This window comes from Streptantibioticus cattleyicolor NRRL 8057 = DSM 46488, assembly GCF_000240165.1.
Classification (GTDB): Bacteria; Actinomycetota; Actinomycetes; order Streptomycetales; family Streptomycetaceae; genus Streptantibioticus; species Streptantibioticus cattleyicolor.
In genome coordinates, this window is the sequence record NC_017585.1 from 1571901 (window position 1) to 1589977 (window position 18077).

18 protein-coding genes and 2 pseudogenes are annotated in these 18077 nt (G+C 71.2%); 11 read left to right on the plus strand and 9 right to left on the minus strand.

Features of this window, described 5'->3' with window-relative positions; translation table 11 throughout:
* Positions 1-195: 195 nt before the first annotated feature.
* Positions 196-930: an ABC transporter gene (locus SCATT_RS34545; RefSeq protein WP_014150679.1), complete on the minus strand. Its 735-nt coding sequence runs from the start codon at positions 928-930 to the stop codon at positions 196-198.
* A gap of 2 nt (positions 931-932) precedes the next feature.
* Positions 933-1874, minus strand: coding sequence for an ABC transporter ATP-binding protein (locus tag SCATT_RS34550; RefSeq protein WP_014150678.1), 942 nt, complete (start codon positions 1872-1874; stop codon positions 933-935).
* A 108-nt stretch (positions 1875-1982) separates the two neighbouring features.
* On the opposite strand from SCATT_RS34550, the gene SCATT_RS34555 reads away from it, so the two are divergent.
* From SCATT_RS34555 to SCATT_RS34565, 3 genes are all read left to right on the plus strand, one after another.
* Positions 1983-3197, plus strand: coding sequence for a sensor histidine kinase (locus SCATT_RS34555; RefSeq protein ID WP_014150677.1), 1215 nt, complete (start codon positions 1983-1985; stop codon positions 3195-3197).
* 14 nt (positions 3198-3211) lie between these two features.
* Complete coding sequence (locus SCATT_RS34560) at positions 3212-3874, plus strand: response regulator (protein WP_041823829.1); 663 nt, start codon at positions 3212-3214, stop codon at positions 3872-3874.
* Between the two features lie 393 nt (positions 3875-4267).
* Complete coding sequence (locus tag SCATT_RS34565) at positions 4268-4864, plus strand: MBL fold metallo-hydrolase (RefSeq protein ID WP_014150675.1); 597 nt, start codon at positions 4268-4270, stop codon at positions 4862-4864.
* Positions 4865-4941: 77 nt separating this feature from the next.
* Here SCATT_RS34565 and SCATT_RS34570 read toward each other — a convergent pair whose 3' ends face one another.
* Positions 4942-5823 carry an alpha/beta fold hydrolase gene (locus tag SCATT_RS34570; RefSeq protein ID WP_014150674.1) on the minus strand — a complete coding sequence of 294 codons (882 nt, stop codon included), beginning with the start codon at positions 5821-5823 and terminating at the stop codon, positions 4942-4944.
* A gap of 240 nt (positions 5824-6063) precedes the next feature.
* Here SCATT_RS34570 and SCATT_RS34575 point away from each other — a divergent pair, with 240 nt between their 5' ends.
* Positions 6064-6231 (plus strand): hypothetical protein, encoded by a 168-nt coding sequence (locus SCATT_RS34575; protein WP_014150673.1) that lies wholly within the window; start codon positions 6064-6066, stop codon positions 6229-6231.
* 266 nt (positions 6232-6497) lie between these two features.
* Positions 6498-7340, plus strand: coding sequence for an IS5 family transposase (locus SCATT_RS34580; RefSeq protein ID WP_014150672.1), 843 nt, complete (start codon positions 6498-6500; stop codon positions 7338-7340).
* 23 nt (positions 7341-7363) lie between these two features.
* Here SCATT_RS34580 and SCATT_RS34585 read toward each other — a convergent pair whose 3' ends face one another.
* A complete protein-coding gene (locus SCATT_RS34585) occupies positions 7364-7831 on the minus strand; it encodes a MarR family winged helix-turn-helix transcriptional regulator (RefSeq protein WP_041823548.1) in 468 nt (155 codons plus the stop codon).
* Positions 7832-7974: 143 nt separating this feature from the next.
* Here SCATT_RS34585 and SCATT_RS34590 point away from each other — a divergent pair, with 143 nt between their 5' ends.
* The 3 genes from SCATT_RS34590 to SCATT_RS34600 all read left to right on the plus strand — a co-directional run bounded on the left by SCATT_RS34590 (position 7975) and on the right by SCATT_RS34600 (position 11575).
* Positions 7975-9045 (plus strand): ABC transporter permease, encoded by a 1071-nt coding sequence (locus SCATT_RS34590; protein ID WP_014150670.1) that lies wholly within the window; start codon positions 7975-7977, stop codon positions 9043-9045.
* A 49-nt stretch (positions 9046-9094) separates the two neighbouring features.
* Positions 9095-9865 (plus strand): pentapeptide repeat-containing protein, encoded by a 771-nt coding sequence (locus SCATT_RS34595; protein WP_014150669.1) that lies wholly within the window; start codon positions 9095-9097, stop codon positions 9863-9865.
* A gap of 195 nt (positions 9866-10060) precedes the next feature.
* Entirely contained in the window at positions 10061-11575 is a 1515-nt protein-coding gene (locus SCATT_RS34600; RefSeq protein WP_014627100.1) for a carboxylesterase/lipase family protein, read from the plus strand.
* Here SCATT_RS34600 and SCATT_RS34605 read toward each other — a convergent pair.
* Positions 11572-12216, minus strand: a complete 645-nt coding sequence (locus tag SCATT_RS34605) for a TetR/AcrR family transcriptional regulator (protein WP_014150667.1) — start codon at positions 12214-12216, stop codon at positions 11572-11574. The two genes, SCATT_RS34600 and SCATT_RS34605, sit on opposite strands and share 4 nt — an antisense overlap.
* Before the next feature lie 224 nt (positions 12217-12440).
* On the opposite strand from SCATT_RS34605, the gene SCATT_RS34610 reads away from it, so the two are divergent.
* Both SCATT_RS34610 and SCATT_RS38775 read left to right on the plus strand, forming a co-directional pair.
* The gene (locus SCATT_RS34610; RefSeq protein WP_014627101.1) at positions 12441-13064 is read left to right on the plus strand and encodes a DUF6518 family protein; all 624 of its coding nucleotides are present in this window, start codon (positions 12441-12443) and stop codon (positions 13062-13064) included.
* Positions 13065-13194: 130 nt separating this feature from the next.
* Positions 13195-13713, plus strand: coding sequence for a hypothetical protein (locus tag SCATT_RS38775; protein ID WP_041823543.1), 519 nt, complete (start codon positions 13195-13197; stop codon positions 13711-13713).
* A 124-nt stretch (positions 13714-13837) separates the two neighbouring features.
* Here SCATT_RS38775 and SCATT_RS40135 read toward each other — a convergent pair whose 3' ends face one another.
* From SCATT_RS40135 to SCATT_RS34635, 4 genes and pseudogenes are all read right to left on the minus strand, one after another.
* The gene (locus SCATT_RS40135; RefSeq protein ID WP_041823541.1) at positions 13838-14608 is read right to left on the minus strand and encodes a hypothetical protein; all 771 of its coding nucleotides are present in this window, start codon (positions 14606-14608) and stop codon (positions 13838-13840) included.
* A 114-nt stretch (positions 14609-14722) separates the two neighbouring features.
* Positions 14723-15571 (minus strand): annotated as a pseudogene (locus SCATT_RS40140) (GNAT family N-acetyltransferase); the annotation flags it as partial.
* 18 nt (positions 15572-15589) lie between these two features.
* Positions 15590-16102: an EF-hand domain-containing protein gene (locus SCATT_RS34630; RefSeq protein WP_014150661.1), complete on the minus strand. Its 513-nt coding sequence runs from the start codon at positions 16100-16102 to the stop codon at positions 15590-15592.
* Between the two features lie 179 nt (positions 16103-16281).
* Positions 16282-16866 (minus strand): TetR/AcrR family transcriptional regulator, encoded by a 585-nt coding sequence (locus tag SCATT_RS34635; RefSeq protein ID WP_014150660.1) that lies wholly within the window; start codon positions 16864-16866, stop codon positions 16282-16284.
* A 111-nt stretch (positions 16867-16977) separates the two neighbouring features.
* On the opposite strand from SCATT_RS34635, the pseudogene SCATT_RS34645 reads away from it, so the two are divergent.
* Positions 16978-18071 (plus strand): annotated as a pseudogene (locus SCATT_RS34645) (NAD(P)/FAD-dependent oxidoreductase).
* The last annotated feature ends 6 nt before the right edge of the window (positions 18072-18077 follow it).

Sequence of the window (18077 nt, forward strand, 5' to 3'; positions counted from 1 at the left end):
GCTCGTGCCGTCCTCCACGGACCGGGTGACAACGGTGGCGTACGACAGCCTCCCGGTGTGACGCGGACGAGCCACCACCGCACGTAGGACATCACGGTACGGCGGCGGTCAAACCCTCGTCGGCGCCCTGGACGACGCGTCACGGATCGACTCGGCCAGGGCGCGACATGCTCCCGCGCGGCGGCCGACGAACCGTCAGATGTCGCGTCGGCGCGTCGCCCACCAACCGGCCAGCAGCGCCGCCGCCGCCCACGCCGCCGTCACGGCGAGACCCGTCCACGGGGCGAGGCCGCCCGACGGCTGCTGGTGGAGGACCTGTTGTCCGGCGCGGTCGGGAAGGTAGGCGGCGGCGCCGTGGGCGATGCCGCCGACCACGAAGGAAACGATCAGGATGAAGGGGATGAGCAGGCTGAGCACCGCGATGGCGCTGCGCAGCAGGAAGGTGAGCCCCGCGGCGAGGAGGGCCATCAGCGCGAGGTAGATCCCGCCGCCGACGCAGGCGCGCAGGGCCCCCGGTTCGCCGATGCCGATGGCGTACCGTCCCAGGAACGCCTGGCCCGCGAAGAAGGCGGCGAACGCGGCGGCGAGCCCCACGACGAGGGCGGAGGCGGCCACGACCGCCGTCTTGGCCGCGTAGAGGAGACCCCGGCGCGGTACGGCGGACAGGGAGATCCGCAGGGCACCGCCCGCGAACTCGCAGGAGACGGCGGTGGTGCCGAAGGCGATCGCGGCGATCTGCGCGAAGTTGAGCGCGTAGAAGGCACCGAAGACGGGATCCCCGCCGTCGACGACCTCCGACCGGCCGACGGTGGCGAAGACGACCAGGGTGATGACGAGCGTGGCGGCGAAGACGGCGAGGAGCGAGCCGGAACTCGCCCGGACCGACCGGATCTTGATCCACTCGGAACGCAGTACCGCGGTGACGGACATGGTCAGGTCTCCTGTGACGTGGCCGGGGACGTGGGAGCCGCGGCGGTGAATTCCGCCTCGGTCGCCGTCAGGGCGAGGTATGCCTGCTCCAACGAGGCGCGCTCGTCGGTGAGTTCGAGAAGGGGGATGCCCTCACGGGCGGCGACGGACCCGATCTGCTCGGCCGTGGCGCCGTCGACCACCCAGCGACCGTCGTCGTCCTCCGCGAGCGTGTGTCCCCGGGCCAGCAGTACGGCCCGCAGCCGGACGGGATCACTGGTGCGTACGCGCACCCGCGGTGGACTGTGGTGGTCGATGAAGTCCGCCACCGGGACGTCGGCGAGGAGCCGGCCCCGGCCGAGGACGACGAGGTGGTCGGCGAAGGTCACGACCTCGTTCATCAGATGGCTGGAGACCAGCACGGTGCGGCCTTCGCGGGCGAGCCGGCGCAGCAAGTGGCGGATCCAGACGATCCCTTCCGGGTCGAGTCCGTTGGTGGGCTCGTCCAGCATGAGGACGGGCGGGTCCCCGAGGAGCGCGGTGGCGATGCCGAGCCGTTGGCGCATGCCGAGCGAGAAGGTTCTGATGCGACGGCGTGCCACCGCGGTCAGACCGGTCTCCGCGAGGACCTCGTCCACGCGGCGGGCCGGCAGGCGGTTGCTGACGGCGAGGTGGAGCAGGTGGTCACGGGCGGTACGGGAGCCGTGCGCCGCCTGCGCGTCGAGCAGGGCGCCGACCGTGCGCAGCGGCTCGCGCAGCGTCGCGTAGGGCCGGCCGCCGACCGTGGCGGTGCCGGAGGTGGGGCGGCCGAGGCCGAGCATGAGGCGCATGGTGGTGGACTTTCCGGCGCCGTTGGGGCCGAGGAACCCGGTGATGCGGCCCGGTCCGATACGGCACGTCAGATGGTCGACGGCCCGGGTGCCGCCGTATTCCTTGGTGAGTTCTTCGACGTCGATGCTGGTCATGGCATCAGCGTGGCCGGGCGGACGCGGGGTGGGCATCCCTCGCCCGAGGAGACCGCCTCCCCCGTGCGGGGGAGACGCCGGCCCGCGCCGCTCTGCCACCATGTCGGTATGCCTGGCCTCCTGCTGCCGCTGACCCGTGCGGTGACGTACACCCGTTGGTTGCACATGCTGATGGGCGCGATCGTGCCGTTCGTCTGCGCCATGGTCTATCCGGGGCTGTACAAGCCGTCACCGGGCGACTGGCTGCTGACCGCGGTCCTTCCGGTGCCCCTGGTCCTGGCCGCCGCCATGGTGCCCGTGGTCCGCCGCGCGGAGGGCCTTCAGGCGCGGCTGATGTTGTTTCCCGGGCCGCACGCACGGGTGCGCGACGACGAGGACCCCGGGGTCTCCACCGTCGCCTCCGCCTCGTGGAGCGACCGGGTCAGAACCGGTGCGTGGCTGCTCCTGCGGATGGAGACAGGGCTCGTCCTCACGCTGGTGACCAACGAGTTGCTGACGCTCGCGCTGTCGCTCGCCGGGGCCGCCGCCGGGGAGCCGGGTGTCGCAGACCCGCTCCTGCGTGTCCCCGGTACCGGCTGGGCGTACCTCCTGCTGGTGCCGATGCCCGTGCTGGTGCTGCTGCTGGTGGTCACGGGGGCGGGCGCGCTGATGGCGAAGGCGGCTCGCGCACTGCTCGGGCCGTCGGTGAAGGAGCGCCTGTCCGAACTGGAGAAACGCACCGAGCGACTGCTGGAACGCAACCACATCGCACGGGAGTTGCACGACACCCTCGGCCACGCGCTGACCACGGCCGTGGTGCAGGCGGGCGCCGCCCGCGCGGCGGGCGACCCGGACTTCACCGACCGGGCGCTGGAGACCATCGAGGAGACGGGACGGGCCGCGCTGGAAGACCTGGACCGGGTGCTGCTCGTCCTGCGCGAGACCGGGCGGCCGGCCGGCGCCCGCCCGGCCCTCGACGAGGCGAGCCGCCTGCTGGATTCCGCCCGGTCCTCCGGGGCACGGGTCGACGCCGAGGTGACCGGGGCGCTGGAACACCTCCCGGGACCGGTCTCCCGCGAGGCGTACCGGATGCTCCAGGAGGCCCTGACCAACGTCCTGCGGCACGCGGGCCCCGTCCCCATCGGCGTACGCATCGCCGTCGAGGCGGCACGGCTGCGACTCGAGGTGCGCAATCCGCTCCCCGCCCAGCCACCGGCGACCGGCCCGGGCGGCGGCCGGGGGCTGCGCGGCATCCGCGAACGCGCCGCACTCCTCGGCGGCGAGGCCCGCGCGGGACAGGACGACGGCCAGTGGCTCCTGCGCGTCGACCTGCCGCTGCGGTGACCTAAACTGCCATGATGCCGCTCACCGTTCTCCTCGTCGACGACGAGCCGCTGGTACGGGTCGGCCTGCGCGCCGTGCTGGAGGCGCAGCCGGACATCGCCGTCGTCGGCGAGGCCGCCGACGGCGCCGCTGTGATCCCCCTGGTACGGCAACTGCGCCCCGATGTCGTCGTCATGGACGTCCGCATGCCCCTGATGGACGGCATCGAGGCGACCCGCACGGTGCTGCGCACGATCGCCGCCCCGCCGAAGATCGTGGTGGTGACGACCTTCGAGAACGACGAGTACGTGTACGGGGCGCTGCGCGCGGGCGCCGACGGCTTCCTGCTCAAGCGGTCACGCCCGGCGGAGATCGTGCACGGGGTGCGGCTGGTGGCCGAGGGCGACTCGCTGCTGTTCCCGGCGGCCGTACGGGAGTTGGCCGCCTCCTACGGCCGGCAGCACGGCAACACCGCGGCCAGGACGGTCATGGAGCGCGCCGCGCTGACCGACCGGGAGGGGGAGGTGCTGCGCCTGATGGCACGCGGCCTGTCCAACGCCGAGATCGCCGCCCACCTCGTGGTGGGGACCGAGACCGTCAAGTCACACGTCAGCTCGGTGCTGGCGAAACTCGGCGCACGGGACCGTACCCAGGCGGTCATCGCGGCCTACGAGTCCGGCTTCGTCTCCCCGGGCTGACCCCGCGCACCACCAGAGGTACGCGGCGGCGGCTGACACCGTGGAGAGCGTTCCGTCGGCCGGCCGCGACCGGCGGTTCACCGCGACCTCGGCTCCGGCTGAGCCACACGGATCGCCCGAGGGCGACGACGCGCGGAATACCAGGCAATCGCCCGGAGTTGAGGCGTTGCGGCCAACCAACGAAGGGACGGTACATGAGGATCGGGGACATCGACGTGCTCGCCATCGCGGACGGGACCGGGGTGGAGGTGGCGCGGAGATCCTGCACCGGCCGGGGCGCAGGACGCATGGGCCTGCCACCGTGAACACGTCGCGCCTGACGGGACCCTCCAGCTGCCGCTCGGCGGGTTCTGCGTCCGCACCGGCGACCGTGTCGTCCTGGTCGACGCCGGAGTGGGTGACTTCGACAACGGCAAGTACGTGGGGGGCGCCCTGCCCGCCTCGCTGAGGGCGCACGGGATCGAACCGGGTGATGTGACCGACGTCGTCTTCACCCATCTGCACTTCGACCACATCGGCTGGGCGACCGACCGCGGCGAGGTCGTCTTCCCCAACGCCACCTACCGGGCCCACCGCGCCGACTGGGAACACTTCGTCACCGGACCGTCCGCGGACCCCCACGCCGTCGACAAGCTCACCCCGCTCGGGTCCCGACTCTACCTCTTCGACACGGACTTCACCGTCGCACCGGGGCTCGACGCCCTCCACGTGCCCGGCCACACGCCCGGCTCGACGACCTACGTCGTCTCCTCCGGCGGCAGACGGGCCCTTCTGCTGGGTGATGTGGTGCACTCGGTGGTGCAACTGTCCGAACGCGACTGGCAGGTGATCTGGGACGTCGACCCGGCGGCGGCCTCCGCCGTACGCAATCGCCTGGCCGACGAGGCCGCCGACACCGACGACCTCCTGGTCGCGTCCCACTTCCCCGGCATGCGGTTCGGACGTGTCGTCACGCTCGACGGCTCACGCCGGTTCGTCTCGGTGGAGTAGCGGGCACACGACCTCCGCCGTGCCCTTGACCGGTGGGTCGCCGGGGCCGGGCCGCGCGCCCGGCCCCGGCGCCCGCCTCATCGGCCCCGCTCGACCCTTCGCGGATCACCGCCCTCCTGGGACGGGACCGGTTCGGCCAGGAAGGCGCCGATCTCGCGGGTGACGCGTTCCGGCGCGTCCTCCATCACGAAGTGCCCGGCGTCGGGGACGACGACGAGGTCGGCCCGCGGGATGTCGTCGCGCAGTCGTTCCGCGTAGGTGACAGGCTGCCACTGGTCACGTTCGCCCCACAGGATGCGGACGGGCATGCGCAGGGACGGGAGTTCGTCGGCGATCTCTTCGGTGTAGGTGGAGTCGTAGTGACGTACCTGGTGCTCGAAGAAGGACAGCCGCCCGAGCGGTGATTGGTGTGGCCTCAGGTAGTCGTGGAGGAGTTCGCCGGTCATCAGTGTCGTGTCCGACACGGTCATGGTCAGCTGCCGGGTCAGCAGGGTGTTGAACGCCTCCTGGGACAGGCTGGCGCAGTCGTCGAGTTCTTCGTCGATGATCTTCCGCCAGGTCGCGGAGGGCCAGGAGTCGTAGGAGACGGTGTCGATGAGCATCAGCCGGCGGACGCGCTCGGGGTGGGCGATGGCGAAGCGCTGGGCGATGGCGCCGCCGATGTCGTGGGCGACGAGGTTGACGGTGTCGACGGAGAGTGTGTCGAGGACGGCTTCGAGCAGATCGGTCTGCGCGGCGACCGAGGTGTCGCGGTGTGCGGGCCGTTCGGACAGGCCGTATCCCAGCAGGTCGTAGGCGATGGTCCGGTAGCCGTCGGCCTCGATCCGCGGCACGATGTGACGCCATTCGCCTGCGTGCGAAGGTGTGCCGTGGATGAAGAGCACCGGCTCGCCACGGCCCTGGTCGCGGTAGGCGATGCGTACTCCGTCAGCGAGAAGGTTCGAGGTCAGGAAGGTCACGTTCGCTCCTTGCGGATGCCGCGCGTTGTCGGGTACGGCACGCCCGGGGCCTGCCGGGCGGCAGTTGGGCGGCCGTACGGGATCGGGCGGGGGATCCGGGGTGTCGCGGTGCCAACAGGCCACGGATTCCCGCCCGACACCTTGCGGCTGCCCGGCTGTGACGTGCTCGAACCGGGGGTTCCGTTGATCGCTCGCATACGACCGGGGGCGCCGGGTATGCGCGGGCCAGGAGGTTATGACATGGGACCGTTGCTTCTCGTTCTGTTGCTCGCTCTGATCCTGTTCGGGGCCGGGTTCGCTCTGAAGGTGTTGTGGTGGGTGGCGATCGCCGTGTTGGTGGTGTGGGCGCTCGGGTTCGTCTTCCGGGCCGCCGACGGTGGCGGGCGGCGCCGTTGGTACAGATGGTGAGTGCCACCACGCGTGACGCGGGGCGGGGTCCGGCCGGGAACACCGGCCGGACCCCGCCCCGCGTGCCTGCGCACCTGCCGCACGTGGGGGAACGGGGACGCGCCACCCGGGGGCGAGGGCGCTCGGATCGGGGGAGAAGGTTGTCCGGAACCGGTAACGGGTAAGAGGGAGCGCGGATAGGCGCGATTGTGGTACTTCGGCAGTAAGACAGGCACAGGTCTTGGCGATCATGGAGTTGCGACGCTCTGTGATCACCGGGGAGACCTGTGCCTGTACTGCCAGCGTGGCTGACTGAACCGCTCTGGGACCAATTCGCCGCCCTGCTACCTGAACGATCGACCTACGCGCCGACCCACCCGCTGGGCTGCCACCGCCCACGCATCAGCGACCGAATCGTCTTCGACAAGATGCTGCAGCTGCTGCGATTCGGCTGCTCCTACCAGGCGATCGCCGACACGACGTGCTCAGCCACCACGATCCGCAACCGTCGCGACGAGTGGATCCGGCTCGGCGTCTTCGCCAAGCTCAAGCGGATCGCGCTGGAGTCGTACGACCGGATCGTCGGCCTCGTCCTCGACCATATCGCCGTCGATGGCTCCATCACCAAAGCCCCCGGCGGTGGTGAGGTCGCAGGGCGTTCACCAGTCGATCGCGGCAAACAGGGCTTGAAACGCTCGGGCATGACGGACGGTTATGGAATCCCGCTGGGCCGCGTGCTGGCTGGAGCGAACCGTCACGACTCTCCGCTGCTCGGCCCAACGCTGGACCGCTTGGCCGACCTGGGACCGCTCCCCGACGACATCACCGTGCACCTGGACGCCGGCTACGACTCGGACAACACCCGCGCCCTGCTCGACGAACGCGGCCTGTACGGCCGCGTCGCGAACAAGGGCGAGAAGGCACCTATCCAGGCAAGTCGCAGGTGGCACGTCGAACGGACCCACGCCTGGCAGAACGCTTTCCACCGCCTCGCCCGGTGCTACGAGCGCCGGGCCGCCGTCATCAACGCCTTCTTCGACCTCGCCGACACCATCATCACCGTGCGCAGCCTGATCCGTAGGGCATGGACGTCCCATCGCTGGGGCGAACGGCCGAGCCGTCGCCCATGAGCATGCACCTACCGGCGCGGACCTTACCGAGGCCGACCGTTCGACTGGAGGTCGGTACCGCTGGAGGCGTCTGGCCACGCTTGGTCCAGGGCGCTGTTGAGTGTTTTCAGTGCGGCGATCACCGTGTCGACCTCTGCGTCGGGGAGTCCTGGGAGCAGCTGCCGCAGCGTCGGTTCGGCATCCCGGCTCCTGGCTTCGCGGGCCTGTCCGCGGGCGTGTTCGGCGATCTTGGCGACGGTCCGGCGTCGGTCGGCGGGGTCGGCTCCCAGCTCGACCAGGCCCCGCTTGTTTAGTGCCGCCACCACCGTGGATACCCGGCTTTGGGCGAAGCCGGTGCGCTGGGCGATGGCGCCCACCGGCTGCGGACCAGCGGTGTAGAGGCACTCCAGCACCAGTAGCTCGGTGGGGCCCAGGTCGGAGGCGTCCTTCATCGCCGAGGTCGCCGTAGCGGTAAGACGCCTGCCGAGATGGTGCAGGTCAGCGAGGCTCATGGGGCTGTTCGGCGGCACCGTGCACACCCTCCTTCGGGGAACATCTCCGATGATACATCTACGATAATGCAGCGCAAGAGATGTATCTTGAGAGATGCATGGAGCGCGCCCATGAGGGCGCCCAGACATTCCGAGGAGGAGACATGGTCCGGCCGATAGCCCGAATGCTGCTGTTCCCGTTCGCGATGGCCGTCCTGCTGGTCGGCATCTACACCGCCGCGATGCACGCCCCGACCCCGCACCACCTGAAAGTCGCGGTCGCCGGATCACCGGCGCAGACCAGCCCGCTGGCCGCTTCCCTGCGCACGGCTCTGGGCGACAAGTACGACGTCAGCACCGTCGCTTCCACCGAACAGGCCCGGCAACTGGTAGCGCACCGGGCTGTGGCGGCCGCCTATGTCCCCACGCCGACGCCCGGTGACCGCGACGCGGGTGCGCCCGGCACGGCCTTCGCTCAACCGCCGCATCCCAGCGGTCCTTTGCTGTATATCGCTTCGGCCGCCGGTGCCGCCCAGGTCAACCTGGCTGCCGTGCCGTTCGAGAACGTTGCCGTTCAGCAGCACCAGTTCCTCCAGGTCCGCGACCTGGTACCGCTCAGCACCGACGACACCAGCGACACCAGCACCATGTACGCCGCGATCGGTCTGACCCTGTCGGGCTACCTGTCGGCGGTCATGCTCTCGACCGTCTTCGGCACCGCCCTCACCCGTCGGCGCACGGTGGCCGCCCTTGCCGCCTTCGGCGCCGTCGCCGCGCTCACTGTCTGGCTCATCACCGGTCCGATCCTGGGTGCCGTGCACGGCTTCGCCCCCGCCATCCTCATCACCGGCTGGCTCACCGTGATGGCCGTCGGCCTGGCCACCGTGTTCCTGTCCCGCTTCTGCGGGCGCATGACCCCGCTGCCCGCCGTCGGGATCTTCATGTTCCTCGGCATGCCCGCCTCCGGAGCGGCCCTGCCCATCGCGACCATGCCCGCACCCATCCGCGCCCTGCACGACCTGCTGCCGATGACCTCAACCACCGGCAGCCTGCGCCAGATCATGTACTTCGACAGCGACGGCATCACCCGCTACTGGCTCGCCCTCGGCCTCTGGGCGATCGCCGGCCTCGCCCTGACCCTCGCCCACGACACCCTCAAGGCCCACCGCACCAGCCACCGCAACAACACAACCGCCCAACCCCGACAGACCGCCGAACCCGTCCCCTCCCGCTGACCGCACCCCGCCGTGCACTTACCCCGACACCCACAGCGAGGCCGAACCCATGACCGAAGCACCCCTGCCCTTCCACCACCACGGCCACGACACCGAGCCGGCCGCCCGGCCGGAAGACCCACTGACACTGCTCGCGACCCAAACCGAGCTCACCGGCGTCGACTTCACCGGCCTGGACCTACGCCCGGCCTTGAGGCGCAAGCAGCATCCCCGCACGTTCACCCGCTGCACCTTCACCGATGCCAACCTGCGCGGCTCCCACCTCGCCGAGACCGTCTTCACCGAGTGCACCGCTACGGCAGCCGACTTCACCGGCGCCGTGCTCGATCAGGCCCGCTGGCAGGGCGGCAGCGCCGCCAAGGCCAACTTCACCGACGCCGACTGCGGCGACCTCGCCTGCGACGGCGTCGACCTGGCCAACACCAAGTGGAGCGGCGCCCTGCTCGCCGATGCCACCTTCACCGGCTGCCGCATGATCGGAGCCCGCCTCACCGGCCACCGCGGACTGGGCCTCCAACTCGCCCGCTGCAACCTGGCCGTCGCCAACCTCAACGGCCTGAGCCTGCGCGGCACCCACCTCGTCGGGATCCGCTTCACCGAAGCCGACCTCGGCGGCGTCGACTTCCGCGACTCCACCTTCGAAGACTGCCGACTCGCCGACGCCAACCTACGAGCCGCCGACTTCACCGGCGCCGACCTGCGCGGCGCCGACCTCGGCGAACTCACCCTCGCCACCGCCGCACAGTTCTGCGGCGCCGTCATCTCGCCCAGCCAAGCCGCCCAAATCTGCGCCGCCCTCGGCCTGAACGTCATCGGCTGATCCCCAATGGAAAGACAGGCACGGGTCTCCCTTGGTGATCACAGAGCGTCGCAAGTCCGTGATCGCCAAGACCTGTGCCTGCATTGCCGGCGGGTGCCACCACCACGCCTATCTGCGCGGCCTCTAATTGAGTTGTCCGTCCGGGGGGAGCGTGATGGGGTCGGTGGTGAACGATCGGCACCATTGTGAGGCTCCATGTACATCACCGTCCCCACCACGGCAGGCCGGATTCGCGGACGGCGAAAAGGCGAAGTCACGGGGTTCGCGGGCATCCCGTACGCGGCGCCGCCGTTCGGCCCGCGTCGCCTGCGTCCGCCGCAGCCGCCACAGCCGTGGGAGGGTGTGCGTGACGCGTTCACCCCCGGCCCCTCCGCACCTCAGCCCGGTTATCTTCCGGCCATGGCGGGGCTGTTGGAGGAGGCGGCCGAGCCGGGCGAGGACTGTCTGAGTGTCAACGTGTGGACGCCGAGCCCGGGCCGGACCGGGGGACGGCTCCCGGTGATGGTGTGGATCCACGGTGGTGCGTTCCGCAACGGGGCCGGCTCCCTGCCCTCCTACGACGGGGCGCGACTGGCCGCCGACGGTGTCGTATGCGTCACCCTCAACTACCGGCTGGGCGCGGAGGGTTTCCTCCTGCTGCCCGACGGGACGTCCAACCTCGGCCTCCTCGATCAGATCGCCGCGCTGGAATGGGTCCGGGACAACATCGCCGGTTTCGGCGGCGACCCGGACAACGTCACCGTCTTCGGCCAGTCAGCCGGGGCCATCAGCATCACGGCGCTGATGACCATGGCGCGCGCCCGCGGTCTGTTCCGCCGTGCCATCACCCAAAGCGGTGCCGGACACCACAGCCATCCCGAACACATCGCCCGGCGCGTCACCGAGCGGCTGGCCGCCCTCGCCGGGGTCGAGCCGACCCGCGAGGGCCTGGCCACGGTGTCACCCGAACGCCTGGTGGCCGCCGACGCGGCCCTCGGCCGGGAGATCGCGCAGGCCACCGATCCCGGACAGTGGGGCGAGTCGGCGGGCGGCGGCACCACCGTACTGCCCGTGGTGGACGGGGCAACGCTGCCGCGGCGCCCGATCGACGCGCTCGCCGACGGAGCCGGCCGCGACATCGATCTGCTCACCGGCACGACCAGCGACGAGTTCCGTCTCTTCCTCGTCCCGCTCGGCATCGGCCCGCGTGTCACGGAGGACGTGCTCCAGGGGTTCCTCGCCGGGTTCGGACTCGACCCCGCCGAGGCCCGCGCCGCGTACGCGGCGGCGCACCCCGGTGCGACCCCCGGCGACCTGCTGTCGGCGGCCATGAGCGACCAGGCCTACCGCGTGCCCGCGCTCCGGGTTGCCGAGGCCCGCGCCGCCCACGGAGCGAGCACCTACGTCTACGAGTTCGCGTGGCCCTCGCCCGTTCTCGACGGTGCCCTCGGTGCCTGTCACATGGCGGAGATCGGCTTTGTCTTCGGCAACCTCTCCACCCCTCTCACCGGCGCGGACGCCCCATCGGAACTCTCCGACACCCTGCGCGAGGCGTGGACCTCCTTCGCCCGCACCGGCCACCCCACCGCCCCCGGCACGCCCGGCGGCCGGCTGCCGCACTGGCCCGCCTACGCCGGACGGCGTTCCGTGATGCGCCTGGGCGACGGTGCCCCCGCCGTGTGCGAGGACCCCGCGGCGCGGACACGCCGGCTCTGGGAGGGCCGGCGCTAAGCGCGGCGCGACGACTTCCGTGACGGTGTCTTCGGCAACGGCTCGGACACCGCGTCGATCAGCAGCGGGAGGTATGTGACCGCCAGCTGCTCGGGGGCCAGGCGGTCCGGCTCGACGAGGCTCTGGGCCAGGGAACCCTCGTGGACGGCGGCGGTGAGGCGGGCCAGGGAGTCCAGATCGACGGTCGGCCGGCGTTCGAGGCGGTCGAAGAGGCGGCCGAGGAGGCGGACGATCTCCTCACGCAGCAGGCGGTCGTGGTCGGCGAGCGTGCGTGCCGTGTCGGGGTGGCGGATGGCGTGCAGGGTGAACTCCGTGGACAGCAGATACCAACGGTGTTCGGTCTCGTCCAGGGTGCTCATCCGGGTGAGCACGGCCCATACCGGGTCGTCGGTGTCGTCGATGTCGTCCACGGCCCGCGCCAGCCGCTCCACGACCCGCTGCGCGTGCAGGTCGAACAGGGCGAAGAACAGGGCTTCCTTGGTACGGAAGTTGGAGTGGAACGCCCCGCGGGTGAACCCGGCCCGCTCGCAGATCTCCTCGATGGAGGCCCCGTGGAAGCCGCGTTCGGCGAACGTCTCCAGGGCGGCCTCCAGCAGCCGCGCGGTGGTCTGCGGGCGCCGTTTGGTGGGCCCCTTCGGCACCTCGCGCCTCCCAGGCGTTGACACCTCAACGTTACTCGCCTCACGGTATAGGACCGTATGCGATACGGAGTCGTATCCCAGGTGGGTGCGTACCGAGGGGGAGTCCGCGCCGCGCGTGCTGTGCGGGCGGCCGGAGAGCTATGCATCACATGTATACATCACATGTATAGTTGCGGGAGTACACGGAGGATGTGGCACGTTCGAGCCCGACCGCGGAGGCCGGCATGACGGTACGGAAGAGTGGTCCCGGTGCGTGGGTCGCCGCGGCGACGGCGACGGTCGGCGGGGTGCTGCTCGGCGTGCTCACCAACCTGGCCCAGGGGTGGCTTCCGGGAGACTGGAACCAGCTTGCCAACTCGGCCGCCGTCTGGTCGGCCGTGGCGTTCGCCGCCGGCGCCCTGATCGCCAGGCGGGGCACGCTGCTGCGGGCCGCCCTTGGCGGACTCGGCGCGGAGACCGGGCTCGTCGCGGGGTACTACGGTTACGCCGAGTTCGGGCGCGATGGCATGGGCGCTCTGCTCTTCCCGCTCGTCTGGCTCGCCATGGCATGCGTGGCCGGGCCGCTCTTCGGCGTCGCGGCGTACGCGTGGCGACGCGGCAGAGGTATACGGAGCCGTACCGCCGGCCTGGCCGCGTTCGCCGGACTCTTCGGAATGGAGGCGATGACGGCGGCCCGGGACCTCCACCACACGGCACAAGCCTGGACCTGCGGCACGGCGTTCCTCCTCATCCCCCTGCTCATGGCCCCCACACACCGCGTCCGCGCCCTCACCCTGGCGGCAGCCGTACCCTGCGCGCTCCTCGCCTACGCGATCGTCGGCCTGCCACTCAAGGCCGTGTCGTCCTGAGTGCTCGCCCGGCGTCGACCGGAACGGTCGCTGTCGGCCGATCTCACGCCTGGTCCGGACGAACCGGCACAGCGGCTCATCGGCAACTGTACGCTCAACGTGGCGAGTTGCTCACTCGGGGAGGGACGCGGTGGCAGGAACGACTGGACCGGCGTGGCGTGCGACGGCCGCGACGGTAGCGATCGGCGGCGTGTTATGCGGCATGCTGACAGCGTGCGGCGCCGGCCACTCCGGTAGGCCCGGCGGCACCGGCCACGCGGTTCCGCGCACGCCGTCCACCGCACCGGATTCCGTCACGGCGCTGACCCAGAGCCAAGCGCGAGACGCGCTGCCGGACGCAAGGGCCGTAGCAGGCCTGCGTGTCCTGGGCGCCCCCGACGCGTACGCCGGGGGCAAGGGAACCTGGCTGGGTAACGCCCAGCACGCCCTGGCCAAACCGGCCGTGGGAAACGGAAGCGTTGCCTACGTCGAGAAGGACGGAGGAACTCGCCGTGAATGCATCACCTTCCGCGTCGACACCGTGATGGCCACGACATCCGTCGAGGGCGGCATCGGCGAACCGGTGCTCACCCAGGGGGCGAGGATGTTCGCGGAACGGATCGCGCAGGTGGAAGCCGGCCACCGGGCCACGGCGACCCTGGCCCGGTAGAACCCGTGCGGGCGACCGCTTGGCGACCGGGAACGCCGTCGCCGCCTTCGTCGTGGACCGCGGGTGTCACGCCCTGAGCCGGCTCAAGCGGTTCGGCCGACCCGGGGCCCCCGTCCCCGCCGAGTCAGGTGGCCCGGCGGTTCGTGCCGTGCCGGATCCATACGTTGGGCTCGACGTAGACCGCGCGGTCGTGCGTGGTGTCGCAGCGCACCGGGACGAGGGCGCCCGGGACGTCGAGGTCACCGTCGCTGTCGAAGGGCAGGCCGGTCCACTGCCGCCACTCGGCCAGGGAGCCGCTGACCGTCATCGATGCCGGAGCGACCTTCTCGATCCTGCCACCGGCCCTGACGTGCACGCGCAGCCACGGGTCGGTGGGCAGCCCGTCGTCGCGGCGTCGACGGATGTAGTCGGCCATGGGCACGCGCGGTTCGAGGTGCTTGGCGGTGGGACGAACCGGGGCCAGCAGTACGTCGTGGCCCTGGCGGGCGGCGGCGTCCCGCAACGCGGCCAGCATGCGGTAGGACAGGCCGCGGCCGAGATATCCGGTGTCCACCGTGATCTCCAGCGCGCTGACGGCTGTGGGGGAGTGCCCGCCGTGCCGGTCGTGGAAGGCCCACACGAGCACCTGGTCCCACCCCCGGTCCGGCGTCTCCGTACGGCCGTCCGTCGTCGCGGCGTCGAACGGCGCGCTCAGCCCACGGGCGACGACGCGGTCCCCGTCCGTCGCCACCACGCAGTAGTGGGGGAAGTCCTCGGGCACCCGGCCGAGCAAGGCAGCCGCGACCGGATCGTGCGGGACGAAGGCCGGCCAGGCGCCGACGATCTCGTAGATCCGGGATGCCAACGCCGGACGCTCGGCGAGCGGGGTGATCACGATGCCATCTGTCTTCGTCACGGCGAAACCTTGCCACGGGAACCCCCCTCCTGGCCAAGCGGTTTGCTCGCCCTGCGGCGGTCGGGCGCCGCGCTGTGGTGTGGACGTACGGCCCCCGCGTTCCGGAGCGCCGTAGGAGAAGGTGTATCCGGCGAAGTCGGCCAGGTGGACGAACCCGATGCGCTGGTACAGCGCGTTGCTGGTGGTGTTGGCCGGATCCGCGAAGAGGACGACGTCGGTCGCGCCCGCGGTCAGGGCGGCTCGGCTCACCTCGACGGTCACGGCGGCTGCGTAGCCGCGTCCCCGGCGGTGGGCCGGGGTGTGGACGGGGTCCACCCGGACCATGCCGCCGACCATCGGTGTCGAGCCAGCCATGGAGACCGGCACACCGTCCGGGTCCTCCCAGAAAGTGAAGTGCTTGTCCGCGAAACGGGTGTCGGACCAGGAGCCGGAGTCGATGGCGTCCGCGGTGGCGTTCTCCGCGACCTCCACGCAGAACTCACGGCACCAGCGCACGACGTGCTCCTGATCCTCCTCTCCGGCGGCACGGGCCCGGCCCGCGGCGGACGGCCGCGGTGGGACGAGGGTGCCCAGACGGTAGAGGCGGGACCGCCAGAAGAGTGCCGGTGCCGCGCCTGTGTGCCGCTGCCATGTCCGCGCGAAGGCGGTGGCGGTGTCGTGGTCCGCGATGACGCCGGAAGGGGAGCGCCCGAGGCCGGCCAGGTGATCGGCGAGGGCCCCGGCCTGCCCGGCGGGGAGTGGCGTGACGTTGAGGAAGCCGCGCGGAGTGCGATGGCAGACGGCGCGGACCTCGCCTCCTGACTCCAGCCGGCCGAAGACGGTGGCGTCCGCCCCGCGTGTTCGCAGTTTGTCGATGTACGTCAGCGGTGTGTTGTGCAGGGCGGGGCGGGAGCGCAGGAAGTCCCCGGCCCGGGTGAGGAAGTCGTCGATGTCTTCGGTGAGGTGCCAGCCGTCCGGGCGCATGCCTCATGATGGCACCCGTCAGTAGAGGGCTTGGCCCATCGGGAAGTTGTCGCCGGTGACGTAGGCGCGGATCGCCGCCAGGTAGGCGGTACGGGTGACGCGCCCGTCGCCGTCGGTGTCGAGTGCGTCGAACGCGGCGCGGGCGTTGCCGGGCGGGTTGTTGAGGGCGGTGCGCAGGGTGGTGAACTCGGCCTGGTCCACGGCGCCGTCGCCGTCCGTGTCGACGAGGTCGAACAGCGAGCCGAGCGCGAAGCGGCAGATGGTGTCGAACTTCTCGCCGTCCACCCAGGCGTCGTACTCCTCGAAGGTCAGGCGGCCGTCGCCGTTGGTGTCCATGGCCGTCCATGCCGTGCGTCCTTGGGCGCGGGCGGTGGCGACGAGGGGGTCGTCGTCCGGGCGTCCGGTCGCCTTGACCGCCCGTTCGATGCGGGAGAGGTAGTCGTCGGCCGTGATGACGCCGTCGGCGTCGGTGTCCATCATCGCGAAGACACGCTGGGTGGGGGTGGCCTCGGTGGCGGTCGTGGGGTTCACGGGCCTTCTCCTCCTGCTCGCTGCGGGTGCGACGAGAACTCGTCCGGCCCTTCCTACCCCGCCTGCGGGAAGTTCTGATCCGACTGCGGCCACTCGGGTCAGGCGACGGGAGCGGGAGCGCGTCGACCGGCGCGTCCGGGCAGGCGCGAGCCGTGGGTAGGCAACGCCCACCCGCCGCGTCAGCGGGACGAGCCCCCGTGGGCGCCCAGCACCGCGTCCACGAGGGCGTCGGCGTATGCGGGGGTGACGGGTTCCCCGGAGACGAGGAGGCGGTACCAGGGCGGGGAGATGAGGAGTTCTTCGAGCAGGACGGGGTCCATGGCGGGGAGTTGGCCGGCCGACTGGGCGGCGGTGATGCGTTCCCGGTTGCTGGCCTGGAGGGGGCGCTGGATCTTTTCGCGGAGCATGGTGGCGAGTTCGGCGTCGGTCTGGGCGGCGCCGAGGAGGCCGACGAGGAGTTGCCGTGCGTGCGGGTCGGTGAACAGGTCGGCGAAGCCGCGGATCCAGGTGCGCAGGTCGCGGGCGATGTCGCCGGTGTCGGGGAGTTGCACCGCGGGCTCGACGATCCTGTCCAGGACCACGTCGAGGAAGACCGCGCCCTTGGAGGGCCACCAGCGGTACAGCGTGGGCTTCCCGACGCGGGCACGGGTGGCGATGGCTTCCATGGTCACGGCGGCGTAGCCCTGCTCGCGGCACAGGTCGCCGGCGGCTTGCAGGATCGCGTCCCGGGAGCGGGGCCCTCGGGCGGGGTTTCGGTCGGTCACCCGACCAGGGTAACGGGAAACGTAACGTTCAGTTTTGACACCCCCATCGGTCGGCGGTACGGTCTGGCGCGACGAAACGAAACGTTACGTTTCATCCAAGGGGGGAGACTCATGAGTCGAACAGTCGCGGTCGTCGGCGGGGGCTACGGGGGAGCGGCGGTCGCCAAGGCGCTGGAGAAGGAAGCGGACGTCGTCCTGATCGACCCGCGGGAGGCGTTCGTCAACGCGGCGGCGTCGCTGCGGGCGCTGACCCGGCCGGACTGGGCGGGCAGCATGTTCTTCCCCTCTCCACGCTGCTCACCCGCGGCCGGGTGATCCGGGACCGGGCGGCCTCGGTGGACGCCGGCGGCGTCTCCCTCGCCTCCGGCGCGCGCGTCGCGGGGGACTACGTCGTCCTGGCCACCGGCTCGGCCTACGCGTATCCGGCCAAGCCCGCCTCCGACTCGATCGACGAGGCGCTGGACGATCTCCGCCGCACGCACAAGGAACTCCGCGACGCCGCCAGGGTACTGATCCTCGGCGCCGGACCCGTGGGTCTGGAACTCGCCGGGGAGATCAAGGAGGCCTGGCCCGATAAGCACGTGACCGTCGTCGACCCGGCCGGGGAACTCCTGCCCGGCTTCCGGCCCGAGGTGGTCGAAGATCTGCACGGCCAACTCGCCGCGCTGGAGGTGGAGTTGCGCCTCGGCACCGGGTTGGCGCAGCTTCCGGACACCGAGCCCGGCCGCTCCGGTGACTTCACCGTCACCACCACCGGCGGGGAACGGGTCACCGCGGACATCTGGTTCCGCGCGTACGGGACCAGCACCAACAGCGGATACCTCGCGGACGGCAGGCTCACCCCGCGCAACGAGCGGGGACAGGTCCCGGTGGACGAGTTCCTCAACGTCAAGGGGTACGAGCACGTCTACGCGGTCGGTGACATCACCGACGTCGCCGAAGCGAAGATGGCCGGCTACGCGATGCGGCACGCCGAGGTGGTCGCCGAGAACATCACCGCCCAGCTGAACGGCGAGCGGCCCACGGCCACGTACCGCCCGCTGCCCCACCCGATGATCCTCCTCCCGCTCGGGACCCGCGGCGGGGTCGGCCAACTCCCCTCGCCGGAGGGACCGTTCGCCGCGACCAGGGAGATGGTCACCGAGATCAAGGGCGCGGACCTGTTCACCGCCCGGTTCGTCGAGCAGTTCGGCCCCACCGCCTGAAGGGAG

Bases quoted from the DNA above. Each gene is read 5' to 3' on its own strand.
- SCATT_RS34550 (WP_014150678.1), bottom strand. From the start codon at position 1,874: ATGACCAGCATCGACGTCGAAGAACTCACCAAGGAATACGGCGGCACC.
- SCATT_RS34600 (WP_014627100.1), top strand. From the start codon at position 10,061: ATGTACATCACCGTCCCCACCACGGCAGGCCGGATTCGCGGACGGCGA.
- SCATT_RS34545 (WP_014150679.1), bottom strand. From the start codon at position 930: ATGTCCGTCACCGCGGTACTGCGTTCCGAGTGGATCAAGATCCGGTCG.
- SCATT_RS34555 (WP_014150677.1), top strand. From the start codon at position 1,983: ATGCCTGGCCTCCTGCTGCCGCTGACCCGTGCGGTGACGTACACCCGT.
- SCATT_RS34610 (WP_014627101.1), top strand. From the start codon at position 12,441: ATGACGGTACGGAAGAGTGGTCCCGGTGCGTGGGTCGCCGCGGCGACG.
- SCATT_RS34575 (WP_014150673.1), top strand. From the start codon at position 6,064: ATGGGACCGTTGCTTCTCGTTCTGTTGCTCGCTCTGATCCTGTTCGGG.
- SCATT_RS34585 (WP_041823548.1), bottom strand. From the start codon at position 7,831: ATGAGCCTCGCTGACCTGCACCATCTCGGCAGGCGTCTTACCGCTACG.
- SCATT_RS34590 (WP_014150670.1), top strand. From the start codon at position 7,975: ATGGTCCGGCCGATAGCCCGAATGCTGCTGTTCCCGTTCGCGATGGCC.
- SCATT_RS34595 (WP_014150669.1), top strand. From the start codon at position 9,095: ATGACCGAAGCACCCCTGCCCTTCCACCACCACGGCCACGACACCGAG.
- SCATT_RS34560 (WP_041823829.1), top strand. From the start codon at position 3,212: ATGCCGCTCACCGTTCTCCTCGTCGACGACGAGCCGCTGGTACGGGTC.